General features: G+C 61.7%; 14 protein-coding genes. All 14 read left to right on the top strand.

What is annotated here, in order from left to right:
* The 14 genes from leuD to J7655_RS12535 all read left to right on the top strand — a co-directional run bounded on the left by leuD (window position 1) and on the right by J7655_RS12535 (window position 15,820).
* The gene (gene leuD / locus J7655_RS12600) at window positions 1-648 is read left to right on the top strand and encodes a 3-isopropylmalate dehydratase small subunit (RefSeq protein WP_230924745.1); all 648 of its coding nucleotides are present in this window, start codon (window positions 1-3) and stop codon (window positions 646-648) included.
* An 89-nt stretch (window positions 649-737) separates the two neighbouring features.
* Entirely contained in the window at window positions 738-1,820 is a 1,083-nt protein-coding gene (gene leuB, locus J7655_RS12595) for a 3-isopropylmalate dehydrogenase (RefSeq protein WP_230924744.1), read from the top strand.
* Window positions 1,821-1,876: 56 nt separating this feature from the next.
* The gene (asd, locus tag J7655_RS12590; protein ID WP_230924743.1) at window positions 1,877-2,989 is read left to right on the top strand and encodes an aspartate-semialdehyde dehydrogenase; all 1,113 of its coding nucleotides are present in this window, start codon (window positions 1,877-1,879) and stop codon (window positions 2,987-2,989) included.
* A gap of 140 nt (window positions 2,990-3,129) precedes the next feature.
* A complete protein-coding gene (locus J7655_RS12585) occupies window positions 3,130-4,140 on the top strand; it encodes an aspartate-semialdehyde dehydrogenase (RefSeq protein ID WP_230924742.1) in 1,011 nt (336 codons plus the stop codon).
* A 155-nt stretch (window positions 4,141-4,295) separates the two neighbouring features.
* Entirely contained in the window at window positions 4,296-7,088 is a 2,793-nt protein-coding gene (locus J7655_RS12580; RefSeq protein WP_230924741.1) for a motility hub landmark protein FimV, read from the top strand.
* A 7-nt stretch (window positions 7,089-7,095) separates the two neighbouring features.
* Window positions 7,096-7,959, top strand: a complete 864-nt coding sequence (truA, locus tag J7655_RS12575; protein WP_230924740.1) for a tRNA pseudouridine(38-40) synthase TruA — start codon at window positions 7,096-7,098, stop codon at window positions 7,957-7,959.
* 24 nt (window positions 7,960-7,983) lie between these two features.
* The gene (locus tag J7655_RS12570) at window positions 7,984-8,655 is read left to right on the top strand and encodes a phosphoribosylanthranilate isomerase (RefSeq protein WP_230924739.1); all 672 of its coding nucleotides are present in this window, start codon (window positions 7,984-7,986) and stop codon (window positions 8,653-8,655) included.
* Between the two features lie 119 nt (window positions 8,656-8,774).
* Window positions 8,775-9,659 carry an acetyl-CoA carboxylase, carboxyltransferase subunit beta gene (gene accD, locus J7655_RS12565; protein ID WP_230924738.1) on the top strand — a complete coding sequence of 295 codons (885 nt, stop codon included), beginning with the start codon at window positions 8,775-8,777 and terminating at the stop codon, window positions 9,657-9,659.
* Entirely contained in the window at window positions 9,656-10,933 is a 1,278-nt protein-coding gene (gene folC, locus J7655_RS12560) for a bifunctional tetrahydrofolate synthase/dihydrofolate synthase (protein ID WP_230924737.1), read from the top strand. Before accD ends, folC begins: the two co-directional genes overlap by 4 nt.
* Window positions 10,934-10,948: 15 nt before the next feature.
* Window positions 10,949-11,575, top strand: a complete 627-nt coding sequence (locus J7655_RS12555) for an SPOR domain-containing protein (protein ID WP_230924736.1) — start codon at window positions 10,949-10,951, stop codon at window positions 11,573-11,575.
* Window positions 11,576-11,653: 78 nt separating this feature from the next.
* A complete protein-coding gene (locus tag J7655_RS12550) occupies window positions 11,654-12,175 on the top strand; it encodes a CvpA family protein (RefSeq protein ID WP_147812276.1) in 522 nt (173 codons plus the stop codon).
* Window positions 12,176-12,250: 75 nt separating this feature from the next.
* The gene (purF, locus tag J7655_RS12545) at window positions 12,251-13,759 is read left to right on the top strand and encodes an amidophosphoribosyltransferase (RefSeq protein WP_230924735.1); all 1,509 of its coding nucleotides are present in this window, start codon (window positions 12,251-12,253) and stop codon (window positions 13,757-13,759) included.
* Between the two features lie 73 nt (window positions 13,760-13,832).
* Entirely contained in the window at window positions 13,833-15,044 is a 1,212-nt protein-coding gene (locus J7655_RS12540) for an O-succinylhomoserine sulfhydrylase (protein WP_230924734.1), read from the top strand.
* Complete coding sequence (locus J7655_RS12535) at window positions 15,044-15,820, top strand: SDR family oxidoreductase (protein WP_230924733.1); 777 nt, start codon at window positions 15,044-15,046, stop codon at window positions 15,818-15,820. The genes J7655_RS12540 and J7655_RS12535 overlap by 1 nt, the downstream gene beginning before the upstream one ends.
* Window positions 15,821-15,861 lie beyond the last annotated feature (41 nt).

Below are 15,861 nucleotides of genomic sequence, written 5' to 3'. Positions count from 1 at the left end.
ATGAAAGCCTTCACCCAACACACTGGCCTGGTTTGCCCGCTCGACCGTGCCAACGTCGACACCGACCAGATCATTCCCAAGCAGTTCCTGAAGTCGATCAAGCGCACCGGCTTCGGCCCCAACCTGTTCGACGAGTGGCGCTACCTGGATGTCGGCCAGCCGAATCAGGACAACTCCAAGCGCCCGGTCAACCAGGATTTCGTGCTCAATTTCCCGCGTTACCAGGGCGCCAGCGTGTTGCTGGCCCGTGAGAACTTCGGCTGCGGCTCCTCCCGTGAGCACGCGCCCTGGGCGCTTGAAGAATATGGCTTCCGTACCATCATCGCGCCGAGCTTCGCCGACATCTTCTTCAACAACAGCTTCAAGAACGGCCTGCTGCCGATCATCCTCAAGGATGAAGAGGTCGATGCGCTGTTCGAGCAGGCCGAGGCCACCGAGGGTTACCAACTGACCGTCGACCTCGAAGCGCAGACCGTGACCCGCCCCGATGGCGTGCAGTACAGCTTCGATGTCGATGCCTTCCGCAAGCACTGCCTGCTCAATGGTCTGGACGACATTGGCCTGACTCTGCAGGATCAGGACGCGATCAGGGCTTTCGAAGCCAAACACCGGCAGAACAGCCCCTGGATGTTCGGCGCCATCAAGTAGAGTGTGCGGGGCCGCTTAGGCTGTGTGCACCGACTGACTCACTATTTAAAAGGTGCGCACGGCGCACCCTACTGCGTATCGAGGATGTGATGAGCAAGCAGATTCTGGTTCTCCCTGGCGATGGTATCGGCCCGGAAATCATGGCCGAGGCGGTCAAGGTGCTGAACCTGGCCAACGACAAGTACGCCCTGGGTTTCGAACTGAGCTTCGATGATCTGGGTGGCGCGGCCATCGACCGTCACGGCGTGCCGCTGGCCGACGAAACCCTGGCGCGCGCCAAGGCCGCCGATGCCGTGCTGCTCGGCGCCGTAGGCGGGCCTAAGTGGGACACCATCGATCCGACCATTCGCCCCGAGCGCGGCTTGCTGAAGATCCGTTCGCAACTGGGCCTGTTCGGCAACCTGCGCCCGGCCATCCTCTATCCGCAATTGGCCGAGGCCTCCAGCCTCAAGCCGGAAGTGGTCGCCGGCCTGGATATCCTGATCGTCCGTGAGCTGACCGGTGGCATCTATTTCGGCCAGCCGCGCGAAAGCAAGGTGCTGGAGAGCGGCGAGCGCATGGCCTACGACACGCTGCCGTACAGCGAGAGCGAGATCCGTCGCATTGCCAAGGTCGGTTTCGACATGGCCATGGTGCGCAACAAGAAGCTGTGCTCGGTGGACAAGGCCAACGTCCTGGCCTCCAGTCAACTGTGGCGCGCCGTGGTCGAGGAAGTGGCCAAGGATTACCCGGACGTCGAGCTGAGCCACATGTACGTCGACAACGCCGCCATGCAACTGGTGCGCGCGCCCAAGCAGTTCGACGTGATGGTCACCGACAACATGTTTGGTGACATTTTGTCCGACGAAGCTTCGATGCTCACCGGTTCCATCGGCATGCTGCCGTCGGCATCCCTGGATGCCAACAACAAGGGCATGTACGAGCCGTGCCACGGCTCCGCGCCGGACATCGCCGGCCAGGGCATCGCCAACCCGCTGGCCACCATTCTCTCGGTGTCCATGATGCTGCGTTACAGCTTCGGCCAGGTGGTCGCGGCCGATGCCATCGAAAAGGCAGTGAGCCTGGTGCTGGATCAGGGCCTGCGTACCGGCGACATCTGGTCCGAGGGCAAGACCAAGGTCGGTACTGCTGCGATGGGTGATGCGGTAGCCTCCGCGCTGCGTAGTCTGTAATCTTCCCAGCCCCGCCGGGGTGGTTCCGGCGGGCTGTTCATATAGGTGTAGTCGTTATGAAACGTGTAGGTCTGATCGGTTGGCGTGGCATGGTCGGTTCCGTGCTCATGCAGCGCATGCTGGAAGAGCGGGACTTCGACCTGATCGAGCCGGTGTTCTTCACCACTTCCAATGTCGGTGGCCAGGGCCCTGCCATTGGCAAGGACATCGCCCCGCTGAAGGACGCCTACAGCATCGAAGACCTGAAAGGCCTGGACGTGATCCTGACCTGCCAGGGCGGCGACTACACCACTGAAGTCTTCCCCAAGCTGCGTGAAGCCGGCTGGCAGGGCTACTGGATCGATGCGGCCTCCAGCCTGCGCATGGCCGACGACTCGGTGATCGTGCTCGACCCGGTCAACCGCAAGGTCATCGACCAGGCACTGGACGCTGGCAGCAAGAACTATATCGGTGGCAACTGCACCGTCAGCCTGATGCTGATGGCGCTCGGTGGTCTGTACGAAGCCGGTTTGGTCGAGTGGATGAGTGCCATGACCTATCAGGCAGCCTCCGGTGCAGGCGCGCAGAACATGCGCGAGCTGATCAAGCAGATGGGCGCGATCAACGGTGCGGTGGCCGATGAATTGGCCGATCCGGCCAGCGCCATTCTCGACATCGACCGCAAGGTGGCCGAAGCCATGCGCGGCGAGAGCTTCCCGGTGGACAATTTCGGCGTGCCGCTGGCCGGCAGCCTGATCCCCTATATCGACAAGGAACTGCCGAACGGGCAGAGCCGTGAAGAGTGGAAGGCTCAGGCCGAAACCAACAAGATTCTCGGCCGCTTCAAGAACCCGATTCCGGTCGACGGCATCTGTGTGCGCATCGGTGCCATGCGCTGCCACAGCCAGGCGCTGACCATCAAGCTGAACAAGGATGTGCCGATGGCCGACATCGAGGGCCTGATCAGCCAGCACAACCCCTGGGTCAAATTGGTGCCGAACCACCGCGAAGACGCCATCCGCGACCTTGGCCCGACAGCCGTGACCGGCACCCTGAGCGTACCGGTCGGTCGTCTGCGCAAGCTCAACATGGGCTCGCAGTACCTGGGCGCCTTCACCGTGGGTGACCAACTGCTGTGGGGCGCTGCCGAGCCGCTGCGCCGCATGCTGCGGATTCTGCTGGAGCGCTAAGCTTCAGGCGCAACGCCCGGGGTCAAACAAAGCCCTTCTGTTTCGGCAGAAGGGCTTTGTCTTTTCATGGGTGTGCGCCGATTGCTCGGACGAGGGGCGTGCAGTTACAGTGCCGCTCCTTCCGTGTTGTAGGTCATTTCATGAGTCAGCCCATCAATATCGCCCTGATCGGCGTTACCGGTAATGTCGGCGAGGCACTGGTCGAGTTGCTCGAGGAGCGTGAGTTTCCGCTCAAGGATCTGCATCTGCTGGCCAGTAGCGAGTCGGTCGGGCAGAGCCTGTCATTCCGTGGTCGCCAGGTACGGGTGCGGTCGCTCGAGGCGTTCGACTTCTCTCAGGTGCAGTTGGCATTCTTTGCAGCGGGCGCTGAGGTGACACGCAGTCATTATGAGCGAGTGGTTGCGGCGGGTTGTTGCATTATCGATCTGAGCGCTGCCTTTACGCTGGCACAAGCGCCCTGTGTATTGCCCGAGCTTGGCCTTGCGGGCTTGCCGGCGTTGACCAAACCCTGGTGCGTCAGTGCGCCGACACCCTCGGCGGTTGCCTGTGCGTTGGTGCTGGCTACATTGAAACCTGTCGTGCAGCCACAGCAACTGCAAGTAACGGCCATGTTGGCGGTTTCGACATTGGGACGCAGTGGCGTGCAGGAGTTGGCGCGGCAGACTGCCGAATTGCTCAATGGGCGTCCGCTGGAGCACGCGGCGCTGGATCGGCAGATCGCATTCAATATGCTGGCGCAGGTCGGTGACGTCGATGAGGAGGGGCATGCTCAGCTGGAAAAACGGCTGGCGGCTGAAGTTCAGCAGTTGCTGGGTTTGCCCGAACTGCCGGTCGCGGTGACCTGTGCTCTGGCGCCGGTGTTTTTTGGCGACAGCCTGACGCTTGCCGTGCGTGCTGATGTCGATATCGACGTCGCCGCCGTCGTAAGGTTGCTGGATGCTGCACCGGGTATAGAACTGGTCGAGGCAGGCGATTATCCGACTGCAGTGGGCGATGCGGTTGGGCAGGATCAGCTGTATATAGGGCGCGTGCGGCGCGGGGTGAGCGACTCCAGACAGCTCAATTTGTGGATTGCGTCTGATAACGTAAGAAAAGGCGCCGCCCTGAATGCTGTGCAGATAGCGGAGTTATTGATAAAACACTATCTGTAAAAGATACTTACCTAGAAATTTGAAGAATCTTTCTAGCTTGGCAATACTGGTTGAGTTGATTGCTGAATGGGGAGCCGCTCTTTGAGCGGAAGCAGGCAGCAATTATCAACACCCTCTCGCATGCCGAGAAAAAAGATAAAACAAGGGATAACACTATGGTTCGGGTTCGCAAACTGGTGCTGGCAATCGCAGCCGCTTCCGCGCTGTCTCCCGGTATGGCGCATGCGCTGGGGTTGGGTGAAGTTACCCTGCAGTCCTCGCTGAATCAGCCGTTGGTAGCAGAAATCGAATTGCTCGAGGTGCGTGACCTGGCCTCCAATGAAGTGATTCCCGCCCTTGCGTCCCCCGAAGAGTTCGTCAAGGCTGGCGTGGATCGTCAGTACTTTCTGACCGATCTGAAGTTCACGCCCGTACTCAAACCCAATGGCAAGAGTGTGATTCGTGTCACCTCGAGCAAGGCCATCCGCGAGCCCTATCTCAACTTCCTGGTGGAAGTGCTCTGGCCAAATGGCCGTTTGCTGCGTGAATACACCCTGCTGCTCGACCCACCTCTTTACTCCCCGCAAACCACCGTAGCTGCAGCGCCACAATTGCCGATCGCCGCGCCTGCGCCGCGTCCGGCTGTAACGCCTGCGCCCAGCCGTGCGACCTCGGCGCCTGCGCCGCGCCCGGTTGCGCCAGCTGCGCCTTCGCGCGCCATTTCCGGCAACGAATACACAACCACGGCCAACGATACGCTCTGGGAAATCGCCCAGCGTGTCGGCGGTGGTTCGGTCAATCAGACCATGTTGGCTATTCAGGATCTCAACCCTGATGCCTTTATCGGCGGCAACATCAACCGCATGAAGAGCGGCCAGGTACTGCGCTTGCCGGATGAGCAGCAGGTGCGCAGTCGCAGCAACGCTGAAGCGATCGCTCAGGTTGCCGAGCAGAATGCCGCCTGGCGTGAGGGGCGTGCCGTTGCCTCGCGTCAGCTCGATGCCACCCGTCGTACCACTGCTGGTGCTGCGCCAGCTGCAGTAGAGCAGGCCGACAGCCTGAAACTGGTCGCTGCCGAGGCGGGCCAGTCCACACGCGGCAGCGATACCGGCTCGGCCGACAGCAAGGCGTTGGCTGACAAGCTGGCAGTGACTCAGGAAAGTCTGGATTCGACCCGTCGTGAAAATGCCGAGCTGCAAAGCCGTGTCGGCGATTTGCAAAGTCAGCTGGATAAGTTGCAGCGTCTGATCGAACTCAAGGACAGCCAGTTGGCCAAGCTTCAGGCCGATTTGTCTGCAGCGCCGGCCACGCCTGATGCAGTGGAAGAACCGTCTGCGCAAACGCCGGAAGTAGCGCCTGAAGCTGCACCGCCGGCAGTGGAGGCGGCTACGCCGCCGACCACTGTGCCTGAGGAGGCAGCACCTGATTACAACTATTCCGAAGAGTCGGCTGCACCTGTCGAAGACAGTGCCGCCGCCACCCAACAGCCGGCCGCAGAGCCGGCTGCTGTCGTTGAGCCCGCTGCCCCGGTCAAACCGGTCGAAGCAGCCAAGCCTGCAACGCCTGCTCCCGCTCCCGCTCCGCAGAGCTTCATCGATGACCTGATGGCCAATCCAATGACGCTGGGGCTCGCCGGTGGCGGTGCGCTCCTGGTCCTGCTGCTTGGTCTGATGGCGCTGTCACGTCGTAACGCGATGAAGGAAGCGCAGTTGCAGGAAGAGCTTGCCGATGATCTGTCCCAGGATCAGGCATTCTCGGCTGATCTGGACATGCCCGAAGAAAGCTTCGCCGGCCTGGATGATGAGCCTGCCAAGGCTGCTCAGGCTGGTGCAGAAGAACGTGTCACCGCGCAGACCGGCGATGCACTGGGCGAGGCTGACATCTACATTGCCTACGGTCGTTTCAATCAGGCCGCCGAGTTGCTGCAAAACGCCATCAATGACGAGCCGCATCGTGCCGACCTGCGCCTGAAGCTGATGGAGGTTTATGCCGAGCTGGGCGATCGTGAAGGTTTCGCGCGTCAGGACAACGAACTGCGTGAAATCGGTGGTGTGAATGCCCAGGCCGAGCAACTGAAGTCCAAGTATCCGGCCATCGCTGCTTTCGCCGGCGCTGGTGTGGCGGCTGCCTCTGCTTCTGCCGATGACGACATGGGTGATTTCAATCTGGACGACCTGAGTCTGGGCGAGGGTGAGCCGGTTGCGCACGCACAGACCACCGAAACTGGTGATCTGGACGATGCCTTTGACCTGAGTCTGGATGATCTTGAAGGCGACCTCGAGGCGGATATGCAGTCTGCCAGGGTCGAGACCGCGCCCCTGGCGCAGGATGATGATCTGGACTTTGGTCTGATCGATGAGCCGGCTACGCCGAGTGCCACCGATGATCTGGAGTTCTATCTGGCTCTTGATGATGACAAGGTCGACCTGTCTCGGTCCGCTGATGATCTGTCTGCTTTCAGTCTGGATCTGGACGAGCCGGTGCCGGCAGCCAGCGCTGAAGCTGATGATTTCCTGCTGAGTCTTGATGATGATGCGCCGCTCAGTCAGCCAGCCAGTGACTTTGCCGACCTGGGCCTTGATCTGCCGGAAGAAACTCCGCTTGCCAGCCCCGAGCTGCCGTCTGACTTCGATCTTTCTCTCGAGGATGATGCGCCGCTCGAGCCTGTTGCCGAGGCCGACAGCTTTGCCGCACAACTGGACGAAGTGACCGCTGAGCTCGATCAGCTGTCCACGGATTTCGAGGCGCCGCAGGTGCCGGCCGCTAATCTGGCCGGCGATCTGGATGGCGACGATGATTTCGATTTCCTCTCCGGTACCGATGAGACCGCCACCAAGCTTGACCTGGCGCGGGCCTACATCGATATGGGGGATACCGAAGGTGCCCGCGATATCCTTGACGAAGTGATTGCCGAGGGCAGTGATGCCCAGCAGCAGGAAGCTCGCGAGATGATTGCCAAGATGGTTTGATTGATCGATGTCTGAAGCAGTACCTGTAGCGGCCGCCGAAATGGCGGCCGCTGGCTTTTCCAGAATCGCCCTGGGCCTCGAATACAAGGGCGCACGTTATCGCGGCTTCCAGCGTCAGGGGCCGAAAGTACCGTCGATCCAGGAGCACCTGGAAACTGCCCTGTCCAAGGTGGCCGGTGGTGCGCCAGTCAGTATTCTCTGCGCCGGGCGCACCGATGCCTCCGTGCACTCGAGTGGTCAGGTGGTGCATTTCGACACGACTGTCGAGCGCTCGCTGCATGCCTGGGTCATGGGCGCCAACATGAATCTGCCTGCCGACATCAGCGTGACCTGGGCCAAGGTCATGCCGGCGCATTTTCATGCGCGTTTTTCGGCCATGGCGAGGCGTTACCGCTACGTGATCTACAACGATCCGATTCGTCCTGCGCACATGGCCGAGGAAGTCACCTGGAATCATCGCCCGCTGGATGTCGGACGCATGCGCGAGGCTGCTCAGGTGCTGGTTGGCACGCATGACTTCAGTGCCTTTCGCGCTACGCGTTGTCAGGCCAAGTCGCCGATCAAGACCGTGCATCATTTGCAGTTGATCGAGCATGGCCGCTTCATCGTGCTGGATATTCGTGCCAACGCCTTTCTTCATCATATGGTGCGCAATATCGCCGGAGTGTTGATGACCATCGGCGCGGGAGAGCGGCCGCCGGAGTGGGCGCGTGAGGTGCTCGAGCGCGGTGATCGGCACAGCGGTGGCGTGACGGCACATCCTTATGGTCTGTATCTGGTGCAGGTCGATTATCCAGAGGAGTTCGAGCTGCCAATACGCTATCTCGGCCCGCATTTCCTCTCTGGCCTGCCGGACGTGCGACAGCCATAAGCCTTTGCTAACATCCGGGGCCGCATGGCAAGAGGTGTGAACGTGAGCGTCGTACGCAGCAAGATTTGCGGTATTACCCGTGTCGAGGACGCCCTGGCTGCTGTGCAGGCGGGCGCCGATGCCATTGGTCTGGTGTTCTATGCGAAAAGTCCGCGCGCTGTCAGTGTCGAGCAGGCCGCTGCGATTCTGCGCGCACTGCCACCATTCGTGACCTCGGTCGGTTTGTTCGTCGACATGCCGCGTGCCGAGCTGCAGCAAGTGCTGCAGCAGTTGCCGCTGGATTTGTTGCAGTTCCATGGCGATGAGTCCCCGCAGGATTGCGAGGGATATGGCCGTCCGTATATCAAGGCGCTGCGGGTCCGCCCCGGTCAGGATGTGATGGCCGCGATGGCGCCCTACACGGGCGCGCAGGGCATTTTACTGGATACCTTCGTCGAAGGGGTGCCAGGGGGAACCGGAGCCGCCTTCGACTGGTCACTGGTGCCCAGGCAGGCGAGCAAGCCCATTATCCTGGCAGGCGGGCTCGATGCCGGTAATGTCGCGTCCGCGATTCGCCAGGTGCGCCCCTATGCCGTGGACGTCAGTGGTGGGGTGGAGGCCAGTAAAGGCATAAAGGATGCAGGCAAGATTTGTGCTTTCATTCGGGCCGTACAGAGTGCGCGATGTGACGGCGCTTCGTGCGTGGCCGTCAATTAGCCTGTCACACCGCCACAGGCAACCCAAGGGGCGGCCTGCCGATACGGCGGAAAAGAATTGCTGGAGGTGAGCATCGATGAGTCGCTCACCCGAACCAACGGTTATGGAGAAATGACAGCATGAGCAACTGGTTGGTAGACAAACTGATTCCCTCGATCATGCGTTCCGAGGTGAAGAAAAGCTCGGTGCCTGAAGGCCTGTGGCACAAGTGTCCGTCCTGCGAGGCCGTGCTTTACCGTCCCGAGCTGGAAAAGACCCTCGATGTCTGCCCCAAGTGCAACCATCACATGCGCATCGGTGCGCGCGCTCGTATCGATCTGTTTCTCGATGCCGAAGGGCGTGGAGAGATTGGTGCAGACCTGGAACCGGTCGATCGTCTGAAGTTTCGCGATACCAAGAAATACAAGGATCGCCTGGCCGGTGCGCAGAAGCAGACGGGTGAGAAGGATGCGCTGATTTCCATGAGTGGCACGCTCGAAGGCATGCCGATCGCCGTTTGCGCGTTCGAGTTCTCCTTCATGGGCGGCTCCATGGGCGCCATCGTTGGCGAGCGCTTCGTGCAGGCGGCCAATTTCGCCCTGGAGAACCGCTGCCCGCTGGTGTGTTTCTCCGCCTCTGGTGGTGCGCGAATGCAGGAAGCGCTGATCTCGCTGATGCAAATGGCCAAGACCTCGGCGGCGCTGGCCCGTCTGCGTGAAGAGGGCTTGCCCTTCATCTCCGTGCTGACCGACCCGGTATATGGCGGCGTATCGGCCAGCCTGGCCATGCTCGGGGATGTGATCGTGGCCGAGCCGAAGGCGCTGATCGGCTTTGCCGGCCCGCGCGTGATCGAGCAGACCGTGCGCGAGAAGCTGCCCGAAGGCTTCCAGCGCAGTGAATTCCTGCTGGATCACGGCGCCATCGACATGATCATCCCGCGCAATGAGCTGCGTCCGCGTCTGGCGCGTCTGCTTGCGCAACTGATGAATCGTCCGTCACCGGTTGCTCTGCCGGCCACGGCATGACCCAACGTAGCCTGGGCGAGTGGCTCGCCTACCTCGAGCAGCTGCATCCCTCGGCCATCGACATGGGCTTGGAGCGTTCGCGCGAGGTAGCCCGCAGGCTCGGCCTGGGCAAGCCTGCGCCGTTGGTGATCACCGTCACCGGCACCAATGGCAAGGGCTCTACCTGCGCCTTTCTCGCCAGCCTGATCGCTGCCCAGGGGCAGCGCGTAGGCGTCTATAGCTCGCCCCATCTGCTGCGCTACAACGAGCGCGTGGTTCTGGATGGGCGTGAAGCGAGCGACGAAGCGCTGTGTCAGGCGTTCACCGCGGTCGAAGCTGCGCGAGGCGAAATCTCGCTGACCTATTTCGAGATGGGTACGCTGGCGGCCTTCTGGTTGTTCGAGCGTGCCGGGCTGGACGCCGTGGTGCTCGAGGTCGGCCTGGGTGGACGCCTGGATGCGGTCAACCTGATCGATGCCGATCTGGCGCTGATCACCAGTATTGGCCTCGATCATGCCGACTGGCTGGGCGATACGCGTGAATCGGTGGCGTTCGAAAAAGCCGGCATCATGCGCGCAGGCAAGCCGGCTTTGTGTGGCGATCTTGACCCGCCACTACCCCTCATCGAGCAGGTGGCGTTGCTGGATACGCCGTTTTTCCTGCGTGGGCGCGACTACAACCTGAGGGTTGAAGGGCAGCAGTGGTCGTGGTTCGGCCTCGACCTGCAGGGGCGGGTATTGCACCTTGATCAACTGCCGTTGCTCGACCTGCCGATGGAGAACGCGGCCCTGGCCTTGCAGGCCTACGCGCTGCTGCCGCTGCCCTGGAACCATGAGCGGATCGTCCAGGCCCTGCTCGCTACGCGGGTGACCGGGCGTCTGGATCGACGCGAGCTGGATTGGCGGGGCAAGTCACTCACACTGTTGCTCGATGTTGGGCATAATCCCCATGCCGCCGACTATCTGGCGCAGCGTCTGCAGGGTCGTCCGCTGGCCGGTAAGCGCTGGGCGGTGTTCGGCTTGCTGGCCGACAAGGATCTGCCGGGCGTGGTTGAACCGCTCCTGAGTCAGGTAGCAGGTTGGGCTGTAGCGCCACTCGCTACGCCGCGCTCACGTTCGGCTGATGAGTTGGCCGCTCACCTGCGCAAGTGGGGGGCGGCGGTGGTGCAATACCCGGATCTGTGTGCAGCACTCGAGGCGCAATGCGAGCAAGCGGCAGAGGGTGACGAAATACTGCTGTTCGGATCGTTTTTCTGCGTGGCCGAAGCTCTGGATTGGCTGGCCCGCCCGGCTTGAATGAGGGGATTGGGGATGGCAATGCTGGATAAGGGGCTCAAACAGCGTATGGTCGGCGCTCTGGTGCTGGTGGCGCTGGCAGTGATTTTCCTGCCGATGCTGCTGTCACGCGAGAACGAGATGCGGCGCGTGGTCGTGGATGCCCCGCCAATGCCGCAAGCGTCAGCCCCGGTCGAGATCATCGTCGAGCCCGCCGAGGTGATCGAACCCGAGGTGTTGCCGCAAGAGCCGGTGCCCGTCGAGGAGTCGCAGGCGCAGACCGTCGAAGCCCCCGAAGTACCTGAGTCGCCGGTGCAGACGCCGGTGCCTGTTGCCCCGCCGAGCCAGTCCGCGCCGGCCAAGCCCGAGCAGTCGGTCGTGGCCGTTCCGGCACAGCCCGAAGGGCGCCTGGATGCCAATAACCTGCCGATAAGCTGGTCGGTGCAACTGGCCAGCCTGTCCAGCCGCAGTGGTGCCGAGAATCTGCAGAAAACCCTGCGCAGCCAGGGTTATAACGCCTATATCCGTACCTTCGACGGTATGAACCGGGTATTCGTTGGCCCGCTGATCGAGCGTGCCGAAGCCGAACGTCTGCGCGACCAGCTCAATCGCCAGCACAAGTTGAGTGGCTTCGTCGTGCGCTTCCAGCCTGAGGCGGGCTGAGCATGGCGCGCGTCGCACGGTTACCCCGCGCGCCGCGCTCTGCTAGAATGCCGGCCTTTTCCGCTGGCGGATTGCACCGTGGCATTTACCTGGGTCGATTGGGCGATCATCGCCGTCATCGCCATTTCTAGTCTGATCAGCCTCAAGCGCGGCTTCGTCAAGGAAGCCCTGTCGCTGCTGACCTGGATCATCGCAGGCGTGGTTGCCTGGATGTTCGGTGGCGCGCTGGCGTTGCATCTCGTTGAATTCATCGAAACGCCTTCTGCACGAGTGATCGCCGCCTGTGCCATGCTGTTCATCGCCACGTTGCTGGTCGGAGCCCTGGTGAATTTCCTCATCGGCGAACTGATTCGCGTGACGGGCCTGTCCGGTACCGATCGTTTTCTCGGCATGGTGTTTGGCGCCGCGCGCGGTGGCTTGTTGGTCGTGCTGCTGGTCGGGCTGATCAGCCTGGCGCCAGTTGAACAGGATACGTGGTGGCAGCAGTCGCACCTGGTGCCGCATTTTCTGATGGTCGCTGACTGGTCGAAGAACCTCATTCTGGGGTGGTCCGAGCAGTGGTTCTCTGGTGGTTCGGCTAACCCAGTCGATCTGCTTTAAAAGAGTGGCCGAGGCGGATTAACCGCTGCATCGGTCGCTGAATTAGCCTGAATTATCTAGCAGGGGTTGTGGCACATGTGTGGCATCGTCGGTATCGTCGGCAAGTCGAACGTCAATCAGGCGCTGTATGACGCGCTCACCGTCCTTCAGCATCGCGGCCAGGACGCTGCCGGTATTGTCACCAGCCATGATGGCCGCCTTTTCCTGCGCAAGGATAATGGCCTGGTGCGTGACGTGTTCCAGCAGCGCCATATGCAGCGTCTGGTCGGCCATATGGGTATCGGCCACGTGCGCTACCCGACCGCTGGCAGTTCCAGCTCGGCCGAGGCGCAGCCGTTCTACGTCAACTCGCCGTACGGCATCACCCTGGCGCACAACGGCAACCTGACCAACGTCGAGCAGTTGGCCAAGGAGATCTACGAATCCGATCTGCGTCACGTCAACACCAATTCCGATTCGGAAGTGCTGCTCAACGTGTTCGCCCATGAGCTGGCCCAGCGCGGCAAGCTGCAGCCGACCGAGGAAGATGTGTTCGCCGCCGTGACCCATGTGCACGAGCGCTGTGTTGGCGGCTACGCCGTGGTGGCGATGATCACCGGCTACGGCATCGTTGGTTTCCGCGACCCGAATGGCATTCGCCCGATCGTCTTCGGTCAGCGGCATACCGACGAAGGCGTGGAATACATGATCGCTTCGGAAAGCGTTTCGCTGGACGTGCTCGGTTTCACCCTGATCCGTGACCTGGCGCCGGGCGAAGCGGTGTATATCACCGAGGAAGGCCAACTGTTCACCCGCCAGTGCGCGACCAATGCCAAGTATGCGCCGTGCATTTTCGAGCACGTCTATCTGGCGCGCCCCGATTCGATCATGGATGGCATCTCGGTGTACAAGGCGCGCCTGCGCATGGGGGAGAAACTGGCCGACAAGATTCTGCGTGAGCGGCCGGATCATGATATCGACGTGGTCATTCCGATTCCCGATACCAGCCGTACGGCCGCTTTGGAGCTGGCCAACCGTCTGGGCGTGAAATTCCGTGAAGGCTTCGTCAAGAACCGCTACATCGGGCGTACCTTCATCATGCCTGGGCAGGCGGCGCGCAAGAAATCCGTGCGGCAGAAGCTCAATGCCATCGAGCTGGAGTTTCGCGGCAAGAACGTGATGCTGGTGGATGACTCCATCGTGCGTGGCACCACCTGCAAGCAGATCATTCAGATGGCGCGCGAAGCCGGCGCGAAGAATGTCTACTTCTGCTCGGCAGCACCAGCGGTGCGTTACCCGAACGTCTACGGTATCGACATGCCCAGCGCCCACGAGCTGATTGCTCATGGACGCAGTACCGAAGAGGTTTGCGAGCTGATTGGCGCCGACTGGCTGGTCTATCAGGATCTGCCGGATTTGATCGAGGCGGTCAGCGGTAGCAAGAAGATCAAGATCGACAACTTCGACTGTGCGGTTTTCGACGGCAAGTACGTCACCGGCGATGTCGACGAGGCCTACCTGAACCGTATCGAGCAGGCACGCAACGACGCCAGCAAGGCGAAGTCTCAGGCCGTCAGTGCAATTATTGATTTGCACAATAACTGAGCGGCACACTCTGCGTGATCGATTGAAGTCCGGGCCCTAGTGGCCCGGCCTGTTTTCTGGATGAGGATTTACGATGACACTGGAATGGGAAGCGGGGCGCCTGGATAGCGATCTGGACGGTGCCGGTTTCGACACCCTGGCGGTGCGTGCCGGGCAGCGCCGTTCGCCAGAGGGCGAGCATGGTGAGGCCTTGTACCTGACCTCCAGCTATGTATTCCGTACCGCAGCCGATGCGGCGGCACGCTTTGCTGGTGAAATGCCGGGCAACGTCTATTCGCGCTACACCAATCCCACCGTGCGCACCTTCGAGGAGCGCATCGCGGCGTTGGAGGGGGCCGAGCAGGCGGTAGCGACCGCTTCCGGCATGTCGGCGATCCTTGCCATCGTCATGAGCCTGTGCAGCGGCGGCGACCATGTGCTGGTCTCGCGCAGCGTGTTCGGCTCCACCATCAGCCTGTTCGAAAAGTACCTCAAGCGTTTCGGTATCGAGGTGGATTACGTGCCGCTGGCCGACCTGGACGCCTGGCAGGGCGCCTTCAAGGCCAATACCAGGCTGTTGTTCGTCGAGTCGCCATCCAATCCGTTGGCCGAGCTGGTGGATATCGCCGCGCTGGCCGATATTGCCCATGCCCGTGGTGCGCTGCTGGCGGTAGACAACTGCTTCTGCACGCCGGCGCTGCAGCAACCGTTGAAGCTCGGCGCCGACATCGTCATGCATTCGGCAACCAAGTACATCGATGGCCAGGGCCGTGGTCTGGGCGGTGTGGTGGCCGGTCGTAGCGAGCAGATGAAGGAGGTGGTCGGTTTCCTGCGTACCGCCGGGCCAACCCTGAGCCCGTTCAACGCCTGGCTGTTCGTCAAGGGGCTGGAAACCCTGCGTATCCGCATGCAGGCGCAGAGCGAGAGTGCGCGGCAGCTGGCGTTGTGGTTGGAGCAACAGCCGCAGGTCGAGCGTGTGTACTATGCCGGCTTGCCCAGCCACCCACAGCATGAGCTGGCGAAAAGGCAGCAGAGTGCCTTCGGCGCGGTGGTCAGTTTTGAGGTCAAGGGCGGGCGTGAGGCGGCCTGGAAGGTGATCGATGGCACCCGTGTCATTTCCATCACCACCAACCTGGGCGATACCAAGACCACCATCGCCCATCCGGCGACCACCTCTCATGGTCGCCTGACGCCGCAGGAGCGTGCCAATGCCGGCATCGGCGACAGCCTGATTCGGGTGGCCGTGGGCCTGGAAGAGCTGGAAGACCTCAAGGCGGATCTGGCGCGCGGCCTGGCGGCACTCTGATGCTGGAGTGGGGGACGACTGACACGCCCAACAACGGGCGTGTCGCGCTGGTCACCGGAGCCGCTCGCGGGATTGGTCTGGGCATCAGTGCCTGGCTGATTACCGAAGGCTGGCAGGTGGTGCTGGCCGACATCGACCGTGAGCGTGGCTCCAGGGTGGCGCGTGCGCTGGGCGATAACGCCTGGTTCGTGGCCATGGATGTGGCCAGGGAAGAGCAGGTTAGCGTTGGTGTCGCCGAGGTGCTCGGTCAGTTTGGCCGTCTCGATGCGCTGGTGTGCAATGCGGCCATCGCCGACCCGCATACGCCGCCACTGGAGTCACTCGATCTCAAGCGCTGGAATCGCATGCTGGCGGTCAACCTGACCGGCGCCATGCTCCTGGCCAAGCATTGCGCGCCCTATCTGCGTGGACATCACGGCGCCATCGTCAACATCGCTTCGACCCGCGCCAGCCAGTCCGAGGCTGATTGCGAGGCATACGCTGCGAGCAAGGGCGGGTTGGTGGCGCTCACTCATGCGCTGTCGATCAGTCTGGGCCCCGAAGTGCGGGTCAACTGCGTCAGTCCCGGCTGGATCGATGCCCGTGACCCGTCGCAGCAGCGCCTGGAGCCGCTGTCGGTGTTCGATCATGCGCAACATCCGGTCGGCCGTGTCGGTACGGTGGAGGATGTCGCAGCGCAGGTTGCCTGGCTGCTCTCCGATGCGGCCGGTTTCGTCACCGGTCAGGAGTTCGTCATCGATGGTGGCATGAGCCGCAAGATGATCTATCAGGACTGAATGCCCGCAGGAGTGATTCGATAGAAATGAAAAAGGCTCCC

The sequence above is a fragment of the Pseudomonas wenzhouensis genome (assembly GCF_021029445.1).
GTDB lineage: Bacteria > Pseudomonadota > Gammaproteobacteria > Pseudomonadales > Pseudomonadaceae > Aquipseudomonas > Aquipseudomonas wenzhouensis.
This window is presented reverse-complemented; position numbering and strand designations above follow the sequence as displayed.